This is a genomic window from Kutzneria sp. CA-103260, assembly GCF_018263855.1.
Lineage (GTDB): Bacteria > Actinomycetota > Actinomycetes > Mycobacteriales > Pseudonocardiaceae > Kutzneria.
In genome coordinates this window covers 9,497,038-9,518,665 of the sequence record NZ_CP073318.1, presented here as the reverse complement: position 1 = coordinate 9,518,665, position 21,628 = coordinate 9,497,038, and the positions used below count along the sequence as shown (strand labels likewise).

Sequence of the window (21,628 nt, the reverse complement as noted above, 5' to 3'; positions counted from 1 at the left end):
CTAGCGGCACACCGCTGGGCCGTTTGGCCGATCAAGGCTGCACTAAGTAGCTCAATTCCACACACCTTCTACCCCAAACTGGTGACGCCCCTCTTCTGATCCGGTATCAAAACCACGGTCAGTGATCCGACGGAGAGGTGACGCGACGGTGTACGAGGACTCGACGAGGGTGGGCACGACCACGGCCACCCGGCAGATCCCCGTGTCCGAGCTGCTCGCTCGCCATCGCGGCGAGCAGGCGCCCTCCCACCCGGAGTGGACGGCCCCGGCCCCCACCGCGTGCGAGACGACGGACGTCATCCCGGTCGTCCAGGACGACTACTACTCGGCCGAACCGTACGCCGCCACCGGTTATTCCGAGGGCTACGGCTACGAGTACGCGCAGGAGGAGCCGGCCGACGCGGTGCGCCCCTTCGTCGGGGTGAGCGCGGACACCGACCAGTTCCCGATGCCGGCGCTGCACGAGGTCGAGGGCGAGCAGACCCTGCTCGCGCCGCTCGACGTCGAGGCCATGGACGCCGAGCGGGCCGCGGCCAAGGCCGCCGCGCGGGCTGAGGAGCCGGAGCGCACCCAGCTGGTCGAGGCCGAGACCATGCAGACGCCGTCCTGTGACGACACGCCCAGCCGTGAGATCTACATCCGCGAGCTGCTGCGCCGCGAGGGCCGGCTGCCCCGCGAGCAGCGCCGCAAGCAGGTCCCGAAGATCGCGGCCGCGGCCGCGGGCGTCGCGGCCCTGTGCGGCGCGGTGGCGGCCAGCATCGTGCACGTCCAGAACGCCGACGACCACCAGAACACGGCCAACGGCAACGGCGTGCCGCTGACCGTCGTCGACGGTGGCGGCCCGCGCGGCCAGGCCCTCGACGCGCCGCTGACGCCCCGCGGCACCGAGCAGGTCACGCCGGACAACAGCACCGCCGGCGGCTCGACGGCGACCGACAAGCACGCGTCCCCGCCGCGGGTGGCCCCGTACGTGACGGCCAGCCAGCAGGCGCAGAACAACGGCGGCGCGGCCGCGACGACGACCACCACCACGCCGCCCCCGTCGACCACTTCGCCGTCGTCGCCCCCGCCGAGCTCCACGAGTCCGTCGTCGACGCCGAACAACGGCGGCAACAACACCACGCCGCCGACGAGCGCGAACAACGCCGGCACCAGCAACTCGGGCAACAGCACGCCGCCGGCGTCCACCACCAAGGACACCGGTCTGCTCGGCGGCCTGCTCAACCCGATCACCGGGGCGCTTGGCCTCTGACCTGCGGTAAGTCCTCCAAACGGGTGACGCTCAGCAAGGCGTGGAATACTGGCTGGCGAGTTGAGTGGCGTGTCACAACGCACGGTCGGATTGACCGGGGACTGACAGGGTGACCCCCTAACCTGGGTACCTGTCCTGCCGGATGGACGGCGGGCCGCGCACGCCAGCCGCCGACCAGCGCACCGAGGAGAGACTGCACCCGTGACTGACGACGGTCGTCTGGTCGCTGGCCGGTACCGGTTGACCAACCGGATCGGCAGCGGCGCGATGGGCGTGGTGTGGACCGCACGTGACGAGCGGCTGCACCGCACGGTCGCGGTCAAGCAGCTGCTGCTCAACAGCAGCATGAGCGCGGCCGAGTCGCACGAGGCCAAGCAGCGCGCGATGCGCGAGGGCCGGATCGCCGCCCGGTTGCAGCACCCGCACGCGATCGCCGTCTACGACGTGGCCGAAGAAGACGGCAATCCCTGGCTGATCATGGAGTACCTGCCGTCCCGGAGCCTGTCGGCGATCCTGGCCGAGCGGGGCACCATGCCGCCGCAGGAGACCGCCCGGGTGCTGGCCCAGGCCGCGATGGCGCTGGACGCCGCGCACGCCGCCGGCATCGTGCACCGGGACATCAAGCCCGGCAACATCCTGATCGGCAACGACGGCACGGTGAAGATCACCGACTTCGGCATCTCCCGGGCCACCGGCGACGTCACCGTGACCGCCACCGGCATGCTCGCCGGCACCCCCGCCTATCTCGCACCCGAGGTGGCCAAGGGCTACGACCCCGGGCCGCCCTCGGACGTCTTCTCGCTCGGCTCCACCGTGTACGCCGCGGTCGAGGGCGAGCCGCCGTTCGGCCTGAACGAGAACACCCTGGCCCTGCTGCACCTGGTGGCCGCCGGCGTGGTCAACCCGCCGCGGCAGGCCGGCCCGCTGCACGCGCTGCTGATGCGCCTGCTGGCCGCCGACCCCAAGGAGCGCCCGACCATGCGGCAGGCCCACGAGGGCCTGTCCGCGGTCGCCGCCGGTCGCCCCGTGCCGCAGGCCCTGCTGGCCTCGCCGTCCGCGCCGACCTGGCGGGTCAACCCGCCGCCGGCCCCGGGCACCACCCGCCAGATCGCGCCGCCCCCGCCGGTCGGCCCCGGGCCGACCCGCCTGGACGCGCGGCCCTTCGACCGGCAGCCGCAGCCGACCAGGGTCGGCGCCGGCCCGATGGGCACCGGGATGATGGGCTCCGGCCCGAACACCCGGCCGCCGGGGCTCAGACCAGGCGAGCAGTCCATCCCGCCCGCGGCCCGCAAGTCGAGCAAGCGCCCGGTCGTGCTGGCCGCGCTGGCTGTCGTCGCCGCCGCGGTCGTCGGCATCCTGGTGGCCAGTGCCCTGTCCAACAACAGCAGTCGGGCCGACGCCGGGCAGAACACCGCCGCGCCGCCCACGCAGACCGTGGACAACACCCAGCCGCAGGCCACCACCGCGCCCACGCAGCCGCAGAAGACCACCAGCAGCACCACCACGACCACGACAACAACCACTACGACGACGACCACCCCGGACGGGCCCACCCCGGCCGATCTGGTGCACGCCGTCCAGGGCTACTTCCAGCTGCTGCCGGACAACTCGGCCGAAGCCTTCCAGCACCTCACGCCCACCATGCAGGCCAGCTCCGGCGGCCCGGACACCTACCGCCAGTTCTGGGCCGGCGTCGACGACGTCAAGGCGACCAAAGTGACCCCGGCCGGCAAGGGCAAGGTCAGCGCCGTGGTGACGTACAAGAACAAGGACGGCTCCACCAGCAGGGAAGCCGACGTCTTCACGCTGGTGCAGCAGGACGACACCCTGCTGATCGACAGCCAGTCCCGCCAACCGCTGCCATGACATGGCGCCGCCTTCGGCGTCGCAGCTCGGCCCCCGGGTAGCCTCGCGAACCCTAAGCAACACCTTCGGCGGCCGCGCGTAGGCAGCGGAGAAGGGTCGCGGTGGCCGGCTGGTCGGCGGTGAACTCGGCCACGGCGGCGTAGATGCGGCGGACCGGCTCGGGGTGGCGGACCGGTCGGATCACGATGCCGGGCACCACCGTGCCGAGTCCGAGCCGGGGGATCATGCTGATACCCAGGCCGGCCGCGACGAAGCCCTGCGCGGTCTGATAGTCGTTGCACTGCACGGAAAAGCTCGGGCTGAAGCCGGCCGACGCGCAGGCGTCCAGCAGGATCTGCCGGCAGGTCCAACTCGACGCCGCGTAGTACTCGTTGTCCACCCACGGTTCGCCGGCCAGGTCGGACAAGTTGAGAATGTCCTTGTCGGCCAACGGATGCCCCTCCGGCAGCACCGCCGAGTACGGGTCGTCCAGCAGGTGCACGAGCTGGATTCCACGCAACGGCGGGGTTTTTCCTTCGGCAGCGACCACAATGGACACATCGGACCGGCCGGCCTCGGCCTCGTGGATGGGATCCAGCGGCTCCACGTTGGCCAGGTCCAACTGCACGTCGGGATGGAGCTTGCGGAAGTCGGCGACCGCGTGCGGCACCAAGGCCGCGCCGGCGGTGTAGAAGTAGCGCACCCGCAGCGTGCCGGTGCGGCCCTCGCGCAGGTCGACCAGCGCCCGCTCGGCCTCGGCCAGGTTGTCGGCGATGACGCCGGCGTGCTCGGTGAGCAGCTTGCCGGCAGCGGTCGGCTGCACGCCGCGGCCGACCTTCGCCAGCAGTGGCAGCCCGGCTTCCTTCTCCAGCACGGAGATCTGCTGGCTGATGGCGGACGGCGTGTAGCCCAGATTGGTCGCCGCCGCCGTGATGGATCCGCTGGTCACCACGGCCCGCAGCACCTGCATCCTGCGCACGTCGAGCATGCCCAGATCGTACAGCCAAGCTTAAGTGTTCTGAAGTTTATTTCACTTGTTCTGATACTTTACCTGCCGCAAGCTGTTCGCGTGACAACTCCGGGAAGCCTCTTACGACTGGTTTCGCTCGCCCTGATCTGGGGCTCGAGCTTCCTGTGGATCAAGCTCGGCCTGGCCGCGCTCTCGCCGTCCCAGATGGTGTTCGCGCGGGTCGCCCTCGGCGCGCTGGTGCTCTGCACCATCGCGTTGGCCCGCCGCACACCGCTGCCGCGCGGCGGCCGAATGTGGGGCCACCTGGTCGTCTACGTGTTCTTCGCCAACGTCCTGCCGTTCACCCTGTTCGCGATCGGGGAGCAGACCGTCGACTCCGGGCTCACCGGCGTCATCAACTCGACCACGCCGCTGTGGGCAGTGCCGTGCACGCTGCTGTTCGGCGGCGTCCGCCGGCTCAGCCTGAACACGGTTCTCGGCGTGGTGGTCGGCTTCGCCGGCGTGCTGCTGATCTTCTCGCCGTGGGAGGCCACCGGCGTCAACCTCGGCGGCGCGGCGGTCTGCCTGGTCGCCGCGGCCAGCTACGGCGTCGGCGTGGTCTACGCCGGCCGCTTCCTGGCCAACAAGGGCGTCGCGCCGGGGGCGCTGGCCGCCGCCCAGATGCTCACCGCCACCGCCATGAGCGCGCTGGTGCTGCCGTTCAACGGCCTGCAGGCGATCAACTTCGACGTGCCGGCGCTGCTCGCGGTGGTTGTGCTGGGCGTGTTCGGCACCGGCTTCGCCTTCCTGCTCCAGCACGCGCAGATCGCCAAGGAGGGCCCGACCGCCGCGTCCATGGTGGCCTACCTGCTGCCGGTGGTCTCGGTGCTGCTCGGGGTGCTCTTCCTGCACGAGGCGCTGACCCTGCGCGAGGTCGCCGGCATGGCGGTCGTGCTGGTCGGTGTGGGCCTGACCAGGCTCAAGACCCGCAAGCCGGCTCCTGCATCGGTTGAGGAACTCCAGCCCGAGACCGTTTGAACCGGGCGCTCCCCGGATCCGTTGGCTGGGTTGGGACCGGAAACGGGGAGCGTGGGCATGTTGTGGGCACTGGTCATCGGGTCATCGGTCGTCGCCGGGCTGGCGGTCTTCTGGCACCCGCGCAAGGGCGTGCACAGCGGTGGCGGACCGGAGGGCACGCACACCGTGGCGCACGTGATCGACACGCTGGAGCTGGAACTGGAGTCCTACGGCCGTCACACCAAACGGCGGTCGGTGGCCCAGCGGGACAGCTCGTACCTGTTGGACAGCTGAGTCTTGCGCAGCACGCTGGACACGTGCGTCTCCACCGTCTTCACGGAGATGAACAGCTCGGAGGCGATCTCCTTGTACGCGTAGCCACGGGCCAGCAAGCGCAGCACCTCGCGCTCGCGTGGGGTCAGCAGGTCCAGCTCGGGGTCGGCGATCGGGGCGGCGCCGGGTCGCTCGGAGAAGGCGTCCAGCACGAAGCCGGCCAGCCGCGGCGAGAACACGGCGTCGCCCTCGGCCACCCGGCGCACCGACTGGGCCAGCTCCTGGCTGGAGATGGTCTTGGTGACGTAGCCGCGGGCCCCGCCGCGGATGACCGCGATGACGTCCTCGGCGGCGTCGGACACCGACAGGGCCAGGAACACCACCGACGGGTTGGCCGGCCGGACCCGGCGCAGCACCTCGGCCCCGCCGCCGTCGGGCATGTGCACGTCCAGCAGCACGACGTCGGGGTGGTGGTGCGCGATGCCGGCGACGGCCTCGCCGACCGATCCGGCCTCGCCGACCACCTCGACGTCCTCGCCGTGCGCGGCCAACTCGGCCCGCACCCCGGCGCGGAACAGCGCGTGGTCGTCGACCAGGAACACCCGCACCGGCTTGCGCTGCTCGTCCTGCGGAGTCGTCACGCCTTGGCCTCCTTCTTGCGGGGCATCTCCAGCTGCACCTCGGCGCCCTCCCCCGGTGACGTGCGGAGGCGGACCTTGCCGCCGTGCCGGTCCATTCTGCCCCGGATCGAGTCGGCGAGCCCGTGCCGGTCGGACGGCACCTGTTCCGGATCGAAGCCCTTGCCGCGGTCCCGCACGAACACGGTCACCGTGTCCGGCTCGATCTCGGCGTACACGCTGACCTCGCCGACCCCGGAGTGCTTGGCCGAGTTGACGATCGCCTCGCGGGCGGCCTGCACCAGCGCGGTCAGCTTCACGTCCATCGGGCAGTCGCCGACCACCACTTGCGACACCTTCACGTCGAAGGTGTCCTCGACCTCGCCGCAGGCCACGGCGATCGCCTCGTGCAGGGTGCCGCCGCTGACCACGGTCTCGGGCTCGCCGGCGGCCTCGGCGGCGGCGCGCCCGCGACCGTAGCCGGTCGGGCCGTACAGCCAGGTCCGCAGCTGGCGCTCCTGGCTGCGGGCCAGTTTCACCACCTCACGCGGGCTCTCCGCCTGCTTCTGGATCAGCGCAAGCGTTTGCAGCACGGAGTCGTGCAGGTGCGCGGCGATCTCCTCGCGCTCCTGGTCACGGATGCGGGCTCGGCGCTCGTCGTCCAGGTCGCGGACCAGGCGCAGCCACCACGGCACCGTGATGACGGCCGCGCCGACCAGCGTGGCCAGCACGGCGATCAGCACGCTGGGCACCAGCGCCGGCGAGATCTGCCCGAACAGGAACAGGGTGACGCCGACGCACACCAGCAGCACGCCGGCGGCCACCCGGATGCGGGCCTGCCGGCCGTCCCCGATGACAAAGCCGGACACACCGGTGCGGGCGTCGTCCCGCCACTTGCGCCGCTGCGCCTCGTCGGCCTCCCGCCAGACCAGCGCCGCCCCGCCGATGCCGACCACGACCGGCACGATGATCCAGCCGGCGAACGAGCCGTTGAGCATGGACAGCACCAGGAACAGGCCGCCGGCGATGGCCAGCATGGCGATGCCCTGCTGGCGTTCCTTGGCGGTCATCTCGTCGGTGCGCTCGTCCGGCGGCGCCTGCGCGGCGAACATCCACAGCAGCACGTAGGAGAGCGGGCCGACGAAGCCGACGATGGTCAGGACGGCGAACGTGCCGCGCACCCAGACCACCGGCACACCCAGGTGGTCGGCCAGGCCGCCGGCCACGCCGGCGACGATCTTGTGCGACCTGCTGCGGCGCAGTCGGCGGTCGGCGTGCACCTCCGGTGCCACGGTCTGTTCCTCGGCCAGCTGCGAACTCACCCTGAAATGGTCACACGCGCGGACAGCGACAGCCATCAGGGAAGGGCCCGGGGATTGTTTCAGGGGGCTCCCGGATGCCGCCGAACCACCCGAGGCCGCATGCTCGTCACCGTGAACACGACCAAGCACTCCGGGATCAACATCGAGTCCATGGTCGCGGACTTCTGGGCCACCCGCCCGAGGCGTCTGCGGCAGGGCCGGATGGTGGCCGGTGTCGCGGCCGGCATCGGGCGGCGTTACGGCATCGACCCGGTGATCGTGCGCGTGGCACTGGTCGCGGCGACCGTCTTCGGCGGCGCCGGCGTTCTGCTCTATCTGCTGGCCTGGCTGCTGCTGGCCGAGGAGAACGACAAGGCGTCGGCCTGGGAGGCGATGATCGGCCACGGCGCGAGCTCCATGTCCCGTGGCTTCACGATCTTCCTGTCCATCGTCTGCGTTCCCGCGTTCTTCACGATGTTCGACGGCACCTTCGGCTTCGTCGGCGGCGTGTTCAGCGCCGCCGCGCTGCTCGGCGGGCTGTTCCTGCTGCACCGCCACCGCGCCGACATGGGGGTGCCGGGCGCGCCGACCACGACCTCAGGGGGATCGATGACCGCACCGAGCTACGCGCCTGGTGCCACCGCCTCAACCGAGTGGGACCCGCTGGGCGCGGCCCCGCTGCAGTGGGAGCTGCACGACCCGAACGAGCCGGTGACGGTGGCCGTCACCGAGCCGGACGAGGACAAGACCGTCGCGGTCCGGCCGCGGCGGCGGCGCTCGCCGGTCGGCGGCATCACCATGGGCGTCGCCGTGCTCACCGCCGCCGCGCTGCTGCTCAGCAGCTCCGCCAACTCGTGGCTGACCCTGCCGCACATCCTCGGCATCGTCGGCGGCGTGCTCGCTGGCGGCCTGGTGGTCGGCGCGTTCCTGCGCGGCGGCCGTGGCCTGATCGTGCCTACGGTGCTGGTCGGGCTGGCCGCGGTGGCGCTGACCAACTCGCCCAACGGCGGCGGCGCCGGCATCGGCGACCTGCGGGCCCATCCGACCGACAACCTCCAGCCCAGCTACACCCGGTCCATCGGCGACGTCCGGCTGGACCTGACCGATCTCAAGCTGGACAAGGAAAAGCCGGCTCACACCACGGTCAGCGTGGACGCCGGCGTGGCCCGGGTGATCGTGCCGGCCGACGCCAACGTGGACGTCACCTGCACCTCCAACGTGGGCCCGGTGCGCTGCCTGACCCGCAGCGCCGACTGGCACGACATCGACCTGCACGTGACCGACAACGTGGACGACGCGGCCGGCACCATCGTCCTGGACGTGCACTCCGGCGCCGGCAACATCGAGGTGACCCGTGGCTGATCTGGAACGCCGGGGCGGACCCCGGCTGGTGAGCCTGCTGTTCGGCATCGGCGGCCTGTTCGCCACCGCCTACGCCCTGTCCGACGGCAAGATGGCCGACCTGCCGTTCGGGGTGACCGGACTGGTCGCCGGCGGGGCCATCCTGATCGGACTGCTGATTCTCATGTGGACGGTCAGACCATCCGCCCGGAAATAGCGAACAGCCCCCGCCGTTGCCGAGGCGGGGGCTGTTTTCTGTCAGGGCGTCATTCCCACTCGATGGTGCCCGGCGGCTTGCTCGTCACGTCGAGCACGACCCGGTTGACCTCCGCCACCTCGTTGGTGATGCGGGTGGAGATCCGCTCCAGCACGTCGTAGGGCAGCCGGGTCCAGTCCGCGGTCATCGCGTCCTCGCTGGACACCGGCCGCAGCACCACCGGGTGGCCGTAGGTGCGGCCGTCGCCCTGCACGCCGACGCTGCGCACGTCGGCCAGCAGCACCACCGGGCACTGCCAGATGTCGCGGTCCAGGCCGGCCGAGGTGAGTTCCTCGCGGGCGATGGCGTCGGCCTGGCGCAGGATCTCCAGCCGCTCGGCCGTCACCTCGCCGATGATGCGGATGCCCAGGCCCGGGCCGGGGAACGGCTGCCGGTGCACGATCGTCTCCGGCAGGCCCAGCTCCAGGCCGACCCGCCGCACCTCGTCCTTGAACAGCGCCCGCAGCGGCTCCACCAGCGTGAACTGGAGGTCCTCGGGCAGGCCGCCGACGTTGTGGTGGCTCTTGATGTTGGCCGTGCCGGCGCCGCCGCCCGACTCCACCACGTCCGGGTAGAGCGTGCCCTGGACCAGGAAGTCGTACTGCTCCTTGTCCTGCAGATCCTGCGCGGCCTGTTCGAAGACGCGGATGAACTCGCGACCGATGATCTTGCGCTTCTGCTCCGGGTCGCTGACGCCGGCCAGCGCGCCCAGGAACCGCTCGCGGGCGTCCACCGTGACCAGGTTGACCCCGGTCGCCGCGACGAAGTCCCGCTCCACCTGCGTGCGCTCGCCCGCGCGCAACAGACCGTGGTCGACGAACACGCAGGTCAGCCGGTCGCCGATGGCCCGCTGCACCAGGGCCGCGGCCACCGCCGAGTCCACGCCGCCGGACAGGCCGCAGATGGCCCGGCCCTCGCCGACCTGCTCCCGGATCCGCGCCACCTGCTCGTCCACGATGGACGCCGTCGTCCACTGCGGACGGATGCCGGCGATGTCGTGCAGGAAGCGGCGCAGCACCTCCTGGCCGTGCGGGGAGTGGCCCACCTCGGGGTGGTACTGCACGCCCGCGAAGCGCTTGGCCACGTCCTCGAAGCCCGCGACCGGCGCGCCCTCGCTGCTCGCCGTCACCGTGAAGCCCTCCGGGGCCTTGGTGACGCTGTCGCCATGGCTCATCCACACCGGGTGGTGGGCCGGCAGGTCCTCGTGCAGCACGCCGCCGTCGGCCGTCAGCTCGGTGCGGCCGTACTCGCGGGCTCCCGTGTGGGCCACGACGCCGCCGAGGGCCTGGGCCATCGCCTGGAAGCCGTAGCAGATGCCGAACACCGGGATGCCCGTGTCGAACAGCGCCGGGTCGATCTGCGGGGCGTTGTCCGCGTAGACGCTGGACGGGCCGCCCGACAGCACGATGGCCGCCGGGTTCTTGGCAACGAGTTCGTCGACGGTCGCGGTGTGCGGGACAACCTCGGAGTACACCTGGGCCTCGCGCACCCGGCGCGCGATCAGCTGGGCGTACTGCGCGCCGAAGTCGACGACGAGCACGGGTCGGCTCACGATCAGCGGACCTCCTGGTCGGGGGGATATTCACTATCTTCCCAGTTCGCCGCCTCGCTAGCGTGCACCGGGTGGAGCTGCGGGGCGGGTTGAACACGGTGTGGTTGATCGACGGCCGCGTGCACCGGCCGGCCGGCCCGTGGTCGTCCCGCGTGCATGCCTTGCTGCGCCACGTTTCCGACGCCGGATTCACCGGCGCACCGGTCCCCTACGGCTTCGACCCGGAGGGCCGCGAAGTCCTCTCTTTCGTCCCTGGTGAAGTTGGTCACCACTTCCCGGTCAGCGAGGAAGCGGTGGTCAGCGCGGCCCGGCTGCTGCGCCGGTATCACGACGCCACGCTCGGCTTCGAGCCCGGCGACGGCTGGCAGTGCCCGGCCATCGAACCGGTCGAAGTGCTCTGCCACGGCGACTTCGCCCAGTACAACCTGGCCTTCGACGGCGACACCGCGGTCGGCCTGATCGACTTCGACTGGGCCCGGCCCGGGCCGCGCTGGTACGACGTCGCTTACGGGGTGTACCGGTTCGCGCCGCTGTACCCCGAGATCGGGCTTGATCAACAGCTTCGGGGCGCTGCCCTGTTCTGCGACGCCTACGGCGCCTCGCCGGCCACTCGGCGCGGCGTCGCGGACAACCTGGCGTCCTATCTGATCTGGATGGCCGAGCTGGTTGAGCGGGATCCTCGGTTCGTGACGCAGCGTGCCGAGGAGCACAACCTGATGTACCGGGAACACGCGGCCCGGCTGCCCGACCTGCACAGGACACTTTGTACCGATTGACCTGGCCGGTTATACCCAATGGCCACCGGCATGACCGGGTGTGGTGGTCCTATCGTGAGGGCATGGACGACGCGATCGAGGCCAAGCCCCGCCCGAGCTGGATCGCCGGTCAGCCCGAGCAGGGCGCGACCGAGCTGTTGGTGCACCACCCGTACGACGGCACCGAGGTCGCCTCCGTCGCCGTGCCCGGCCCGGATCAGGTGGAGCGGGCCGTGCAGGCCGCCGCGGACGTGGCGGGGACATTCCGGTCCTCGCCGGCCCACCTGCGGGCCTCGGCGCTGATGCACGTCTCCGAGCAGCTGGCGGTCCGGCGGGAGGAGATCGCCGAGGTCATCACCGCCGAGAACGGCAAGCCGCTGAAGTGGGCCGACGGCGAGGTGAACCGAGCAATCTCCACGTTCCGGTTCGCGGCCGAGGAGGCCCGCCGGTTCACCGGCGAGATGCAGCGCCTGGACACCGACCCGGCGGCCGAGGGCCGGCTGGCCCTGGTGCGGCGGGTCTCGCGCGGTCCGGTGCTGGGCATCGCGCCGTTCAACTTCCCGCTCAACCTGGTCGCCCACAAGGTCGCACCGGCCATCGCGGTGGGCTCGCCGATCATCGTCAAGCCGGCGCCGCGCACACCGCTGTCGGCGCTGATCCTGGGCGAGATCCTGGCCGAGACCGACCTGCCCGCGGGCGCGTTCTCGGTGCTGCCGGTGGGCAACGAGGAGACCATCGCGCTGGTCAAGGACCCGCGGCTGCCGGTGGTGTCGTTCACCGGCTCCGGTCCGGTCGGCTGGTCGATCATGGACTCGGTGCCGCGCAAGCACGTCGTGCTGGAGCTGGGCGGCAACGCGGCGGCCGTGGTCGCCGGGGACTGGAGCTCCGAGGCCGACCTGGACTTCGCGGCCAAGCGGATCGCGCTGTTCGCCAACTACCAGGCCGGGCAGTCGTGCATCGCGGTGCAGCGGGTGATCGTCGACTCGGCCGTCGCCGACGAGTTCGTGCCGCGGCTGGTGGCCAGCGTCCGTGACCTGATCACCGGCGACCCGCACGACCCGGACGTCGAGGTCGGGCCGCTGGTCGACACCGCCGCCGCCGAGCGCGTCGCCGCCTGGGTCGACGAGGCCGTCAAGGACGGGGCCGAGCTGCTGGCCGGCGGCCACCGCGCCGGCGCCACCATCGAGCCCACCGTGCTGGCCAACGTGCCCCACGACAGCAAGGTCTGGGCCGAGGAGGTCTTCGGCCCGGTGCTCGCGGTGTCCGTTGTGGACGGTGACGACGCCGCCCTCGCGGCCGTCAACGACTCCGCCTACGGCCTGCAGGCCGGCCTGTTCACCCACAACCTCCAACTGGCCTTCCGGGCCGCCGCCGAGCTGGAGGTCGGCGGCCTGATCGTCGGCGACGTGCCGTCCTACCGGGCCGACCAGATGCCCTACGGCGGCGTGAAGGGCTCCGGCGTCGGCCGTGAGGGCCTTCGCTCGGCCATGGCCGACTTCACCGAAGAGCGCGTCCTGGTCCTGACCAACGTCAAGTTCTGACAGTTTGGGTGTCTCCAAGACCCACAAACCCCCTCCGGTGGGGTCTTGGAGACACCCAAACCTCAGGCCTTGGCCACCGACTGGTCGAAGGACAGCACGCCGTCCGGGTCGTACTGCTGGGCGACCTTGCGCAGCTTGGTCACGTTCGAGCCGTAGTAGGCCGTTCCCCAGTCCTTGACGCCGGCGTCGATGTAGTTCACGTACGCGCCGGCGCCGATCAGGTCGCCGAGGTTGTCGCGGACCTCGCCGACTGCGGTGCGGACCGAGGCGGCGGTCGAGCCCTGGTAGATCTGGACGGTGGCAAGGGATCCACGGTGCGGGAAGGCGGTGTCGGTCGCGCCCACACGGGCGGCGGCGCCGCCGATGCTGTCCAGCAGGACGTCCATGCCGTTGCGGCCGGCCATCAGCTCGGCGAACTTTCCGGTGTCCGACAAGGGCTTCGCCAGCACACGGGAGGTCGCGGTGAACGATTCCCGCTTCAGCACGCCGTTTCCGTTCCAGCTGGGCGTGCACTGGGCGTTGCTGAAGCTGGCGCAGCCGCCGAAGTACCTCATGGCGTCCAAATAGGACTTCGACAGCGTGTAGCGGTCGCTCGGCTGCGTGCCGGTGGCGGCGACCAGCTTGTTCAGCAAGGGATTCAGCCCCGATTGGGAGCCGACGAAGCAGCCGTTGATCCGGCACGTCGGCGGATTCCCGCCGGAGACGCCCATCGTCGTCCACAGCTCGTCGGGCGCGTCGGCCACGAACTGCTGCCAGCCGCCGAGCACGTCGCCCACTGAGCCGCTCGGGAACTGGAGCTGGAACACGGTCAGCTGCGGCGCCGGCTCGGTCTGGAAGGTGAACGAGGTGACGATGCCGAAGTTGCCGCCGCCCCCGCCGCGCAGCGCCCAGAACAGGTCCGGCTCCTGCGACGCCGACACCGTGCGCAGCTTGCCGTCGCCGGTCACGATCTGCGCCGACACCAGCTTGTCGCAGGTCAGGCCGTACTTCGTGGTCAGCACCCCGACCCCGCCGCCCAGCGTCAGGCCGCCGATGCCGACCGTCGGGCACGACCCGGCCGGCAGGCACCGCCCCGCGTCGGCCAGCGCCGCGTAGACCTCCATCAGCCGCGCGCCGGCCCCGATCGTCGCCGTGCCGTCGGACGCCACCTGCACGTCCTTCATGCCGCCCAGGTCCACCACCAGTCCACTGTCCGGTGTGGAGTATCCGACGTAGCTGTGGCCGCCGCTGCGGGCCGCGATCGGGATCCTCGACGCGTAGGCCAGGGCCACACAGGCCTGCACGTCGCTCGGGTTCGCCACCTGCGCCACCGCCGCCGGCTGCCGGCTGTCGAACAGCGGGTTGTACGCCAGCTTCGCCGTCGCATACCCCGCGTCGCTGGGCAACACCAGCTTGCCCGCCAACTGACCGCGCAGCTTCTCCCAGTCCGCCGGCACCGCCGGCGGCCGCGTCGTCGTGGTCGGCGTCGGGCTGGCACTGGGCATCGTCTGCCCAGGCGGGGCCATCGTCGGCCCGCACGCCGTCACCGCGACCGCCGTCGCCCCCAACCCGGCCGCCTGCAGAAACGCCCGCCTGCTGATCGCCATCCTGACTACCTCCTCACCGGAGGACGCGTCGGAACAGTCCGCGTTGCCAGCAGTCTCTCAACGATCAGGGGCGACCGCTCACTGAGCCGGGGTCAGCCGCAACGCGCCCGGGGCGTCGGCGGGCACGGTCGGGTTCTTGGGGGCGACCGGGGCCATCCGCCGGTAGCCCTCGGCCGGCCGCTGGTCCGGCTCGCCCTTGTTTGGCCACAGGGCGAAGGCCCGCTCGGCCTGGGCGGTGATGGTCAGCGACGGGTTGACGCCGAGGTTGGCCGAGATCGCCGCACCGTCCACAACGGACAGACCGGGGTGGCCGAAGACCCGGTGGTACGGGTCGATGACGCCGTGCTCGGCGTCGGAACCGATGGCGCAGCCGCCGATGAAGTGCGCGGTCAGGGGGATGTTGGCCAGTTCGCCCCAGGTTCCGCCGGCGAAGCCGCCGATGTGCTTGGCCGCCAACTGGTTGGCCAGGTGCCCGGCGGGGATGAAGGCGGGGTTGGGCTCGCCGTGCCCCTGCTTGGAGGTGAGCTTGCCGCGGCGGGTGTAGGTGGTGATGGAGTTGTCCAGGCTCTGCATCACCAGCAGGATCACGGTCCGCTCGCTCCACCGGTGCACGGACAGCAGCCGAGCGGTGATCAGGGGGTGCCGCACGGCGTAGCGCAGGAACTGGACCCAGCGGGCGGTGGACAGGGAGCCGTCGGTGGCGATGGTCTGCAGCAGACCCATGGCGTTGCTGCCCTTGCCGTACCGGACGGGCTCGATGTGGGTGGTGGCGTCGGGGTGGATGGACGACGTGATGGCCACGCCCCGGCTGAAGTCCTGGGACGGGTCGAAGCTGAGCCGGCCGGCCCCGATGATGGCCTCGGAGTTGGTCCGGGTGAGCTCACCCAGCCGCCGGGACAGCCGCGGCAGGGCGCCGGTGTCCCGCATCTTGTGCAGCAGGTTCTGGGTGCCCCAGGTGCCGGCGGCGAGCACGACCCGGCCGGCGGTGAGGGAGGACCGGCCGCCGAAACGGGCCCCGGTGCGCCGGGTGTCGATCCGCCACGTGCCGTCGGACTGCTCGCGCAGCCCGGTCACGGTGGTCATCGGCAGCACCTTCGCGCCGGCCTGTTCGGCCAGGTACAGGTAGTTCTTGACCAGGGTGTTCTTGGCCCCGACCCGACAGCCGGTCATGCACGAGCCGCACTCGGTGCAGCCGGTGCGCGACGGCCCGGCCCCGCCGAAGAACGGGTCGGCGACGGTCCGCCCCGGCTCGCCGAAGTACACGCCGACCGGCGTCGGGTGGTACGAGTCGGAGATGCCCATGTCCGCGGCGACCTGCTGCATCACCCGGTCCGACGGCGTGGTCGTCGGGTTGGTGACGACGCCGAGCATGCGGCTGGCCTGGTCGTAGAACGGGGAGAGCTCGGCCTCCCAGTCGGTGATGTGGGCCCACTGCGGGTCGGCGAAGAACGGCTTGAGCGGCCGGTACAGGGTGTTGGCGTACACCAGCGACCCGCCGCCGACGCCGGCGCCGGCCAGCACCATGACGTTGCGCAGGGTGTGGATGCGCTGGATGCCGTAGCAGCCGAGCCCCGGGGCCCACAGGAATCGCCGCAGGTCCCACGAGGTCTTGGCGAACTCGTCGTCGCTGAACCGGCGCCCCGCCTCCAGCACGGCGACCCGGTAGCCCTTCTCGGTCAGCCGCAGCGCGGCGACGCTGCCGCCGAAGCCGGAACCAACCACCACGACGTCGTAATCGACGGAAGCACCGTTGCTACTCGTCAGTAGGCCCATGTACCGAGACTAAGCGGAACCGCCCGGTTCCACCAGATCAGTGCGCAGGATGCCGAACAGGACCATGTCCCGGCGCACGCCGCCCCGGGTGTGGGCACCGCGGATCACACCCTCGCGGCGCAGGCCGGCCTTGGCCAGCGCCTTCTGCTCGGCGATGTTCTCGACGTCGGTGTCGGCCTCGATCCGGTCGTACGAGGTCGTGGCGAACAGGTGCTCGACCAGCAGCCGCTGCGCCAGCGAGCCGACGCCCCGCCCGCGCGCGGACGGCAGCAGCCCGATGCCGATGTTCCAGGCCAGGCAGCCGATGGTCGGCCCGTACATCTCCGGATGCCAGCTGACCAGGCCCAACCGCTCGCCGGTGGCGGTGTCCACCACCAGCAGCCGGTGGATCGGCACCTTGATCAGGTCGCCGATCGGGTCGCCGGGGTCGGGCTCGAAATCGCCCCGGCCCTCGGCGGCCTTCACATGGTCGATGTCCTCCTGGGTCGGCTCGACCAGCCCGACCCCGTCCCGCTCGACGACGGTCACCCGCGCACCGTGAGGCCGACCTTCTGGAACTCCTTGAGGTCGGAGTAGCCGGTCTTGGCCATGGCCCGCTTCAGCGCGCCGAACAGGTTGACCGCGCCGTCCGGGTCCGAGGACGGCCCGAACAGCAGCGTGCGCAGGTCCACCTCGGCCTCGGCGCCGACAGTCACCCGCGAGCGCGGCACCGACGGGTGCGCGGCGGCCGAGGTCCAGTACAGGCCCTGGCCGGGCGCCTCGGTGGCGGCCGACAGCGGCTCGCCCAGCATCACCGCGTCGGCGCCGCAGGCGATGGACTTGGCGATGTCCCCGCTGGAGTGCACGCCGCCGTCGGCGATCACGTGCACGTAGCGGCCGCCGGTCTCGTCCAGGTAGTCCCGGCGGGCCGCCGCCGCGTCGGCGATGGCGGTGGCCATCGGCACGCCGATGCCCAGCACCTGGTCGGTGGTGGTGACGCCGCTGGAGTGCCCGTAGCCGACGATCACGCCGGCCGCGCCGGTGCGCATCAGGTGCATGGCCGTCCGGTAGTCGCCGACGCCGCCGGCGATCACCGGCACGTCCAGGTCGGCGATGAACTGCTTGAGGTTGATCGGCTCGCCGTCGCGGGCCACGTGCTCGGCCGACACGATCGTGCCCTGCAGCACCAGGACCTCGACGCCCGCGGCCAGCAGGTCCGGGGTCAGCTCGGCGGCCCGCTGCGGGCTGACCCGCACCGCCACCGTGACGCCCGAGTCCCGCACCTGCTTGATCGCCTCGGCCAGCAGGTCGGCCTGGATCGGCGCGGAGTGCAGCTCCTGCAGCAGCCGGGTGACGGCCAGCGGGTCGTCCTCCTCGGCGGCCCGGGTGAGCCGGAACATGGCGTCCTCGACGTCGCTGTGCCGGGCCCACAGGCCCTCGGCGTTGAGCACGCCCAGCCCGCCCAGCTCGCCGACCGCCACCGCGGTGCGCGGCGAGACCACCGCGTCCGTCGGGTGCGTGATCAGCGGGATGTCGAAGCGGTAGGCGTCGATCTGCCAGGACGTCGACACGTCCTTGGACGACCGCGTCCGCCGCGACGGGATGATCTCGATGTCATCCAGCTCGTATGCCCGCCGCGCGGAGCGACCCATCCCGATTTCGACCAGATCCCGCACGGCCATCCCCTTTTCCACACAGTGCCCATGCCGCCCGTTCCGGGCGGGTCGAGGTCGCTCTAAGCCGGTGCCTTCCCTTGCCTTGTGTCGATCGATGGACAGACTCGATCGACACAAGGCCGCGGTCCAGGCACCGGCGCGACCTCGCACGCAAACCTGACGAGACTAGACCAACTCAGCGAGTGGTGTAGTTGGGTGCCTCCACGGTCATGGTGATGTCGTGCGGGTGGGACTCCTTCAGGCCGGCCGCGGTGATGCGCACCAACTGCTTGTCCTGGAGCTCGGCGATGGTGCTGGAGCCGGTGTAGCCCATGCCGGCCCGCAGGCCGCCGATCAGCTGGTGGGTGACCTGGGACAGCGGGCCGCGGAACGGCACCCGGCCCTCGATGCCCTCCGGCACCAGCTTGTCCTCGTTGAGCACGTCGTCCTGGAAGTAGCGGTCCTTGGAGTAGGACTTGGCCTGACCCCGGGACTGCATCGCGCCCAGCGAGCCCATCCCGCGGTAGATCTTGAACTGCTTGCCGTTGACCAGGATCAGGTCGCCGGGGGCCTCGGCGGTGCCGCCGAGCAGGCCGCCCATCATCACCGCGCTGGCGCCGGCGGCGATGGCCTTGGCGATGTCGCCGGAGTACTGGATGCCGCCGTCGCCGATGACCGGCACGCCGGCCGGGCGGCAGGCCTGGTCGGCCTCGTAGATGGCGCTGATCTGCGGCACGCCGACGCCGGCGACCACCCGGGTGGTGCAGATCGAGCCGGGGCCGACGCCGACCTTCACGCCGTCCGCGCCCGCGTCCACCATGGCCTGCGCGCCGACCCGGGTGGCCACGTTGCCGCCGACGATGTCGACGCTGTCGCCCAGGTCCTTCTTCAGCCGGGCCACCATCTCCAGCACGCTGCGGGAGTGGCCGTGCGCGGTGTCCACCATCAGCACGTCCACACCGGCCTCGGCCAGGCTCATCGCCCGGGCGTAGGCGTCCTCGCCGACGCCGACCGCGGCGCCGCAGATCAGCCGGCCGTCCGGGTCCTTGGTGGCCATCGGGTACTGCTCGGTCTTGACGAAGTCCTTCACGGTGATCAGGCCACGCAGCTTGCCGTCGCCGTCCACGATCGGCAGCTTCTCGATCTTGTGCCGGCGCAGTAGCCCCAGCGCGGCCTCGGCCGACACGCCCACCTGGGCGGTGACCAGCGGGCCCTGGGTCATCACCTCGCGCACCGGGCGGCTGTGGTCGACCTCGAAGCGCATGTCCCGGTTGGTGATGATGCCGATCAGCTTGCCGTCCGGCTCGGTCACTGGCACGCCGGAGATGCGGAACTTCCCGCACAACGCGTCCACCTCGGCCAGGGTGGCGTCCGGCGAGCAGGTCACCGGGTCGGTCACCATGCCGGCCTCGGACCGCTTGACCACCTCGGCCTGCGCGGTCTGCTCCTCGATGGACAGGTTGCGGTGCAGCACGCCGATGCCGCCCTGGCGGGCCATGGCGATGGCCATCCGGGCCTCGGTCACGGTGTCCATCGCGGCGGAGACCAGCGGGATGCGCAGCGTCACGTTGCGGGAAAGCTTGGTCGAGGTGTCGACCTGGCTCGGGATGACGTCGGACTCGGCGGGCAGCAACAACACATCGTCGAAGGTCAGTCCGACCATGGCGAACTTCGACGGCGTGGCGTGAGCGGTGAGCTCGGTCATGATTCGGGCCTCTGGCCTTCCTGCACTGACTACAAAGGGTGGATTTTCGCAGGCGGAGCGCCTGAGTCCATGGTATCCGGAGCCATCTCTGGACTGGCGCGGTACCGTGCGGGGTCGTGCCGCACGACGCGTTGCCTCCAGACCCCTTCGCGGGCGACCCCGACGACCCCGCTCGGGCGCTGCGCGATGCCGACGACGACCACGAGCACGGCCCGATCGGCGAGGAGGAGCGGGCCGAGCTGATCAACGACCTCAGCGATCTCGCCGTCTACCAGGCGCTGCTGGAGCCGCGCGGGGTACGCGGCGTGGTGGTGGACTGCGGCGACTGCGACGAGCCGCACTACCACGACTGGGCCCTGCTGCGGGCCAGCCTGGAGCAGCTGCTGCACGACGGCCACATGCGGCCGCACGAGCCGGCCTTCGACCCGGACCCGGCCGACTACGTGAGCTGGGAGTACTGCCGGGGCTACGCGGACGGCGTCAACGAGCGCGAAAGCGCCCGCTGAACTGCGATCAAGCTCACACTGTGACGCCCCACCCTTAATGCCCGGAAGGGGGCATTCCTGGCGCTCAACGCCAGGAATGCCCCCTTCCCAACATCTGGGTCAGCTCGTGGGCGGTGTGTTGCCGCTGGGCGCGTTGCCGCTGGAGCCACTGCTGCTGGAGCCGCCGGCCGGCGGGGTGCCGCTGCCCGGGTCCGGCACACCGTTCTTGGGGCTGCCGCCGCTCTCCGAGGACGCGCTGGTCGACGGGGGCGGCGAGCTGGACGACGGCGGCGTGGACGACGTGGTCGTGGTGGTGGTCGGCGCGGTCGTGGTGGTGCTCGACGGCGGCGTGCTGGTGGTGCCCGGGTCGGAGGTCAGCGTCGGCGAGGACGGCTTCGACGGCGACGTGGGCTGCGACGTGGTGGTGTTGAGCTCGTTGACCAGGCTCTGGTGGGTCTTGGACAGGTCCGAGCGGCCGTCCTCGGTGGACACCAGCGGCAGCGAGCTCTGGGCGTTGGCCAGGGCCGAGCGGGCGTCGCCGATGCGGCCCTGGTTCAGGGCCGAGCGGGCGGCGTTCAGGTCGGACTCGACGGCCACCGCGGCCTCGATGGAGTGCGCGTGGTCGGTGTAGAGCATCTGGGTAAGCCCCCAGAGGGCGTCACCGGGCCTGGCGTCGCGGGCGGCGAGGCTCACGCCGGTGAAGGCGATGGCCAGCACGGCGGCCGCGGTGGCCAGCGGGACCAGAAGTCGGGGTCGGCGGCGGGCGGCGCGCCGGGCGTCCAGCACGGTCTGGGCCGCCGTCTCGGTGTCGACGAGCTCGCCGAAGGGCTCGCTGTCCACGTCTCGCCGCCAGGACAGCAGCAGCGCGCTCAGCTCGTGGCCGGCGAGCGCGGAGTTCAGATCGGGATTGCCCCCGCCGAGGGCGTCCAGCAGGGCGTCGTCGGCCCGGACCGCCCCCAGGTCCACCGGCATGTCACCGCCGAGGTCGAACCCGTTCACCGCGTCCAGCGGGTCGTCGCCGGTCAACACCGGTCTGCTGACGCCCAGGTCTCCCACCAGACGGCCGCTGAACGGCCAGTCTCTCTTGGCGGCATCCTCATCGCCGGGCCCGTGCTGCTCGGCCACTCAGACCACCTCCTCCGCTGCCAACGTCTTGCGTAGTCGTGCCAGTGCCCGGTGCTGCGCCACGCGGACCGCGCCCGGGGTCGAGCCCACCGCGTCCGCGGTCTCCTCGGCCGACAGCCCGACGACCACGCGGAGCAACAGGATCTCCCGCTGCTTGGCGGGCAGGATGCGCAGCAGCTGCGCCATGCGCTCGGACAGCTCGCCGTGCATGGCGCGCTGTTCCGGCCCGGCGTCGGTCTCCGGGGCGTCCGGCACCTCGGGAACGGGCTCGGCGCGGTTGCGGGCGGCCGCGCGGTGCGCGTCAGCGACCTTGTGCGCGGCGATGCCGTACACGAAGGCGAGAAACGGCCGGCCCTGATCGCGGTAACCGGGCAGCGCCGTGAGCACCGCGAGACACACCTCCTGGGCGACGTCGTCCGCCGAGGCGAAAGACCTCTCCTGCCTGCCGACACGGGCGCGGCAGTACCGCACCACCAGAGGGCGGATCGACGCCAGGACACGCTCGATGGCCTGGCGGTCGCCATCAACGGCCGCGCCCACTGCGGCGTCCAGTCCGTCCCCCGTAGTGCTCATCGCAGACAACAGCCCTGGTGTTACTTCTGGGCACGCCGAGGAGTCGGC

General features: G+C 71.4%; 20 protein-coding genes. 9 read left to right on the top strand and 11 right to left on the bottom strand.

Going from position 1 to position 21,628, the window contains the following annotated elements:
* Positions 1-148 precede the first annotated feature (148 nt).
* Together JJ691_RS42485 and JJ691_RS42480 are read left to right on the top strand one after the other, a co-directional pair.
* The gene (locus tag JJ691_RS42485) at positions 149-1,252 is read left to right on the top strand and encodes a hypothetical protein (protein ID WP_211765080.1); all 1,104 of its coding nucleotides are present in this window, start codon (positions 149-151) and stop codon (positions 1,250-1,252) included.
* A 201-nt stretch (positions 1,253-1,453) separates the two neighbouring features.
* Positions 1,454-3,118: a serine/threonine-protein kinase gene (locus tag JJ691_RS42480; RefSeq protein ID WP_211765079.1), complete on the top strand. Its 1,665-nt coding sequence runs from the start codon at positions 1,454-1,456 to the stop codon at positions 3,116-3,118.
* 52 nt (positions 3,119-3,170) lie between these two features.
* On the opposite strand, the gene JJ691_RS42475 is transcribed toward JJ691_RS42480, so the two are convergent.
* On the bottom strand, positions 3,171-4,085 hold the full coding sequence (locus tag JJ691_RS42475; RefSeq protein ID WP_211765078.1) for a LysR family transcriptional regulator: 915 nt from the start codon (positions 4,083-4,085) through the stop codon (positions 3,171-3,173).
* A gap of 81 nt (positions 4,086-4,166) precedes the next feature.
* On the opposite strand from JJ691_RS42475, the gene JJ691_RS42470 reads away from it, so the two are divergent.
* Positions 4,167-5,084 (top strand): DMT family transporter, encoded by a 918-nt coding sequence (locus JJ691_RS42470; RefSeq protein WP_249227371.1) that lies wholly within the window; start codon positions 4,167-4,169, stop codon positions 5,082-5,084.
* 57 nt (positions 5,085-5,141) lie between these two features.
* Positions 5,142-5,357 (top strand): hypothetical protein, encoded by a 216-nt coding sequence (locus tag JJ691_RS42465; RefSeq protein ID WP_211765077.1) that lies wholly within the window; start codon positions 5,142-5,144, stop codon positions 5,355-5,357.
* Here the strand turns inward: JJ691_RS42465 and JJ691_RS42460 are convergent.
* Both JJ691_RS42460 and JJ691_RS42455 read right to left on the bottom strand, forming a co-directional pair.
* Positions 5,300-5,977 carry a response regulator gene (locus JJ691_RS42460; RefSeq protein ID WP_211765076.1) on the bottom strand — a complete coding sequence of 226 codons (678 nt, stop codon included), beginning with the start codon at positions 5,975-5,977 and terminating at the stop codon, positions 5,300-5,302. The genes JJ691_RS42465 and JJ691_RS42460 overlap by 58 nt on opposite strands.
* Positions 5,974-7,275 (bottom strand): ATP-binding protein, encoded by a 1,302-nt coding sequence (locus JJ691_RS42455; protein ID WP_249227370.1) that lies wholly within the window; start codon positions 7,273-7,275, stop codon positions 5,974-5,976. The genes JJ691_RS42460 and JJ691_RS42455 overlap by 4 nt, the downstream gene beginning before the upstream one ends.
* Positions 7,276-7,386: 111 nt before the next feature.
* Here JJ691_RS42455 and JJ691_RS42450 point away from each other — a divergent pair, with 111 nt between their 5' ends.
* Positions 7,387-8,616: a PspC domain-containing protein gene (locus JJ691_RS42450; RefSeq protein WP_211765074.1), complete on the top strand. Its 1,230-nt coding sequence runs from the start codon at positions 7,387-7,389 to the stop codon at positions 8,614-8,616.
* Positions 8,609-8,812, top strand: a complete 204-nt coding sequence (locus JJ691_RS42445; RefSeq protein ID WP_211765073.1) for a hypothetical protein — start codon at positions 8,609-8,611, stop codon at positions 8,810-8,812. The genes JJ691_RS42450 and JJ691_RS42445 overlap by 8 nt, the downstream gene beginning before the upstream one ends.
* Positions 8,813-8,861: 49 nt before the next feature.
* Here JJ691_RS42445 and guaA read toward each other — a convergent pair whose 3' ends face one another.
* Entirely contained in the window at positions 8,862-10,406 is a 1,545-nt protein-coding gene (guaA, locus tag JJ691_RS42440; protein WP_211772065.1) for a glutamine-hydrolyzing GMP synthase, read from the bottom strand.
* A gap of 68 nt (positions 10,407-10,474) precedes the next feature.
* Here guaA and JJ691_RS42435 point away from each other — a divergent pair, with 68 nt between their 5' ends.
* The gene (locus JJ691_RS42435; RefSeq protein WP_211765072.1) at positions 10,475-11,179 is read left to right on the top strand and encodes a phosphotransferase; all 705 of its coding nucleotides are present in this window, start codon (positions 10,475-10,477) and stop codon (positions 11,177-11,179) included.
* A 62-nt stretch (positions 11,180-11,241) separates the two neighbouring features.
* Positions 11,242-12,699, top strand: coding sequence for an aldehyde dehydrogenase family protein (locus tag JJ691_RS42430; protein ID WP_211765071.1), 1,458 nt, complete (start codon positions 11,242-11,244; stop codon positions 12,697-12,699).
* A gap of 62 nt (positions 12,700-12,761) precedes the next feature.
* Here the strand turns inward: JJ691_RS42430 and JJ691_RS42425 are convergent, their stop codons facing one another.
* The 5 genes from JJ691_RS42425 to guaB form a co-directional block, all read right to left on the bottom strand.
* Positions 12,762-14,285 (bottom strand): FAD-binding oxidoreductase, encoded by a 1,524-nt coding sequence (locus JJ691_RS42425; protein ID WP_211765070.1) that lies wholly within the window; start codon positions 14,283-14,285, stop codon positions 12,762-12,764.
* 78 nt (positions 14,286-14,363) lie between these two features.
* Complete coding sequence (locus JJ691_RS42420; RefSeq protein WP_211765069.1) at positions 14,364-16,058, bottom strand: GMC family oxidoreductase; 1,695 nt, start codon at positions 16,056-16,058, stop codon at positions 14,364-14,366.
* Positions 16,059-16,067: 9 nt separating this feature from the next.
* Complete coding sequence (locus JJ691_RS42415) at positions 16,068-16,586, bottom strand: GNAT family N-acetyltransferase (RefSeq protein ID WP_211765068.1); 519 nt, start codon at positions 16,584-16,586, stop codon at positions 16,068-16,070.
* Positions 16,583-17,713: a GuaB3 family IMP dehydrogenase-related protein gene (locus JJ691_RS42410; RefSeq protein WP_211765067.1), complete on the bottom strand. Its 1,131-nt coding sequence runs from the start codon at positions 17,711-17,713 to the stop codon at positions 16,583-16,585. Before JJ691_RS42410 ends, JJ691_RS42415 begins: the two co-directional genes overlap by 4 nt.
* 175 nt (positions 17,714-17,888) lie before the next feature.
* Entirely contained in the window at positions 17,889-19,397 is a 1,509-nt protein-coding gene (gene guaB / locus JJ691_RS42405; RefSeq protein ID WP_211765066.1) for an IMP dehydrogenase, read from the bottom strand.
* Between the two features lie 116 nt (positions 19,398-19,513).
* Between guaB and JJ691_RS42400 the strand changes: the two genes are divergently transcribed.
* Entirely contained in the window at positions 19,514-19,903 is a 390-nt protein-coding gene (locus tag JJ691_RS42400) for a DUF5319 domain-containing protein (protein ID WP_211765065.1), read from the top strand.
* A 99-nt stretch (positions 19,904-20,002) separates the two neighbouring features.
* Here the strand turns inward: JJ691_RS42400 and JJ691_RS42395 are convergent, their stop codons facing one another.
* Together JJ691_RS42395 and JJ691_RS42390 are read right to left on the bottom strand one after the other, a co-directional pair.
* A complete protein-coding gene (locus JJ691_RS42395; protein ID WP_211765064.1) occupies positions 20,003-21,007 on the bottom strand; it encodes an anti-sigma-D factor RsdA in 1,005 nt (334 codons plus the stop codon).
* Positions 21,008-21,580: a sigma-70 family RNA polymerase sigma factor gene (locus JJ691_RS42390; protein ID WP_184864544.1), complete on the bottom strand. Its 573-nt coding sequence runs from the start codon at positions 21,578-21,580 to the stop codon at positions 21,008-21,010.
* Between the last annotated feature and the right edge of the window lie 48 nt (positions 21,581-21,628).

Bases quoted from the DNA above. Each gene is read 5' to 3' on its own strand.
- JJ691_RS42475 (WP_211765078.1), bottom strand. From the start codon at position 4,085: ATGCTCGACGTGCGCAGGATGCAGGTGCTGCGGGCCGTGGTGACCAGC.
- JJ691_RS42465 (WP_211765077.1), top strand. From the start codon at position 5,142: ATGTTGTGGGCACTGGTCATCGGGTCATCGGTCGTCGCCGGGCTGGCG.
- JJ691_RS42430 (WP_211765071.1), top strand. From the start codon at position 11,242: ATGGACGACGCGATCGAGGCCAAGCCCCGCCCGAGCTGGATCGCCGGT.
- JJ691_RS42425 (WP_211765070.1), bottom strand. From the start codon at position 14,285: ATGGCGATCAGCAGGCGGGCGTTTCTGCAGGCGGCCGGGTTGGGGGCG.
- JJ691_RS42420 (WP_211765069.1), bottom strand. From the start codon at position 16,058: ATGGGCCTACTGACGAGTAGCAACGGTGCTTCCGTCGATTACGACGTC.
- guaB (WP_211765066.1), bottom strand. From the start codon at position 19,397: ATGACCGAGCTCACCGCTCACGCCACGCCGTCGAAGTTCGCCATGGTC.
- JJ691_RS42390 (WP_184864544.1), bottom strand. From the start codon at position 21,580: ATGAGCACTACGGGGGACGGACTGGACGCCGCAGTGGGCGCGGCCGTT.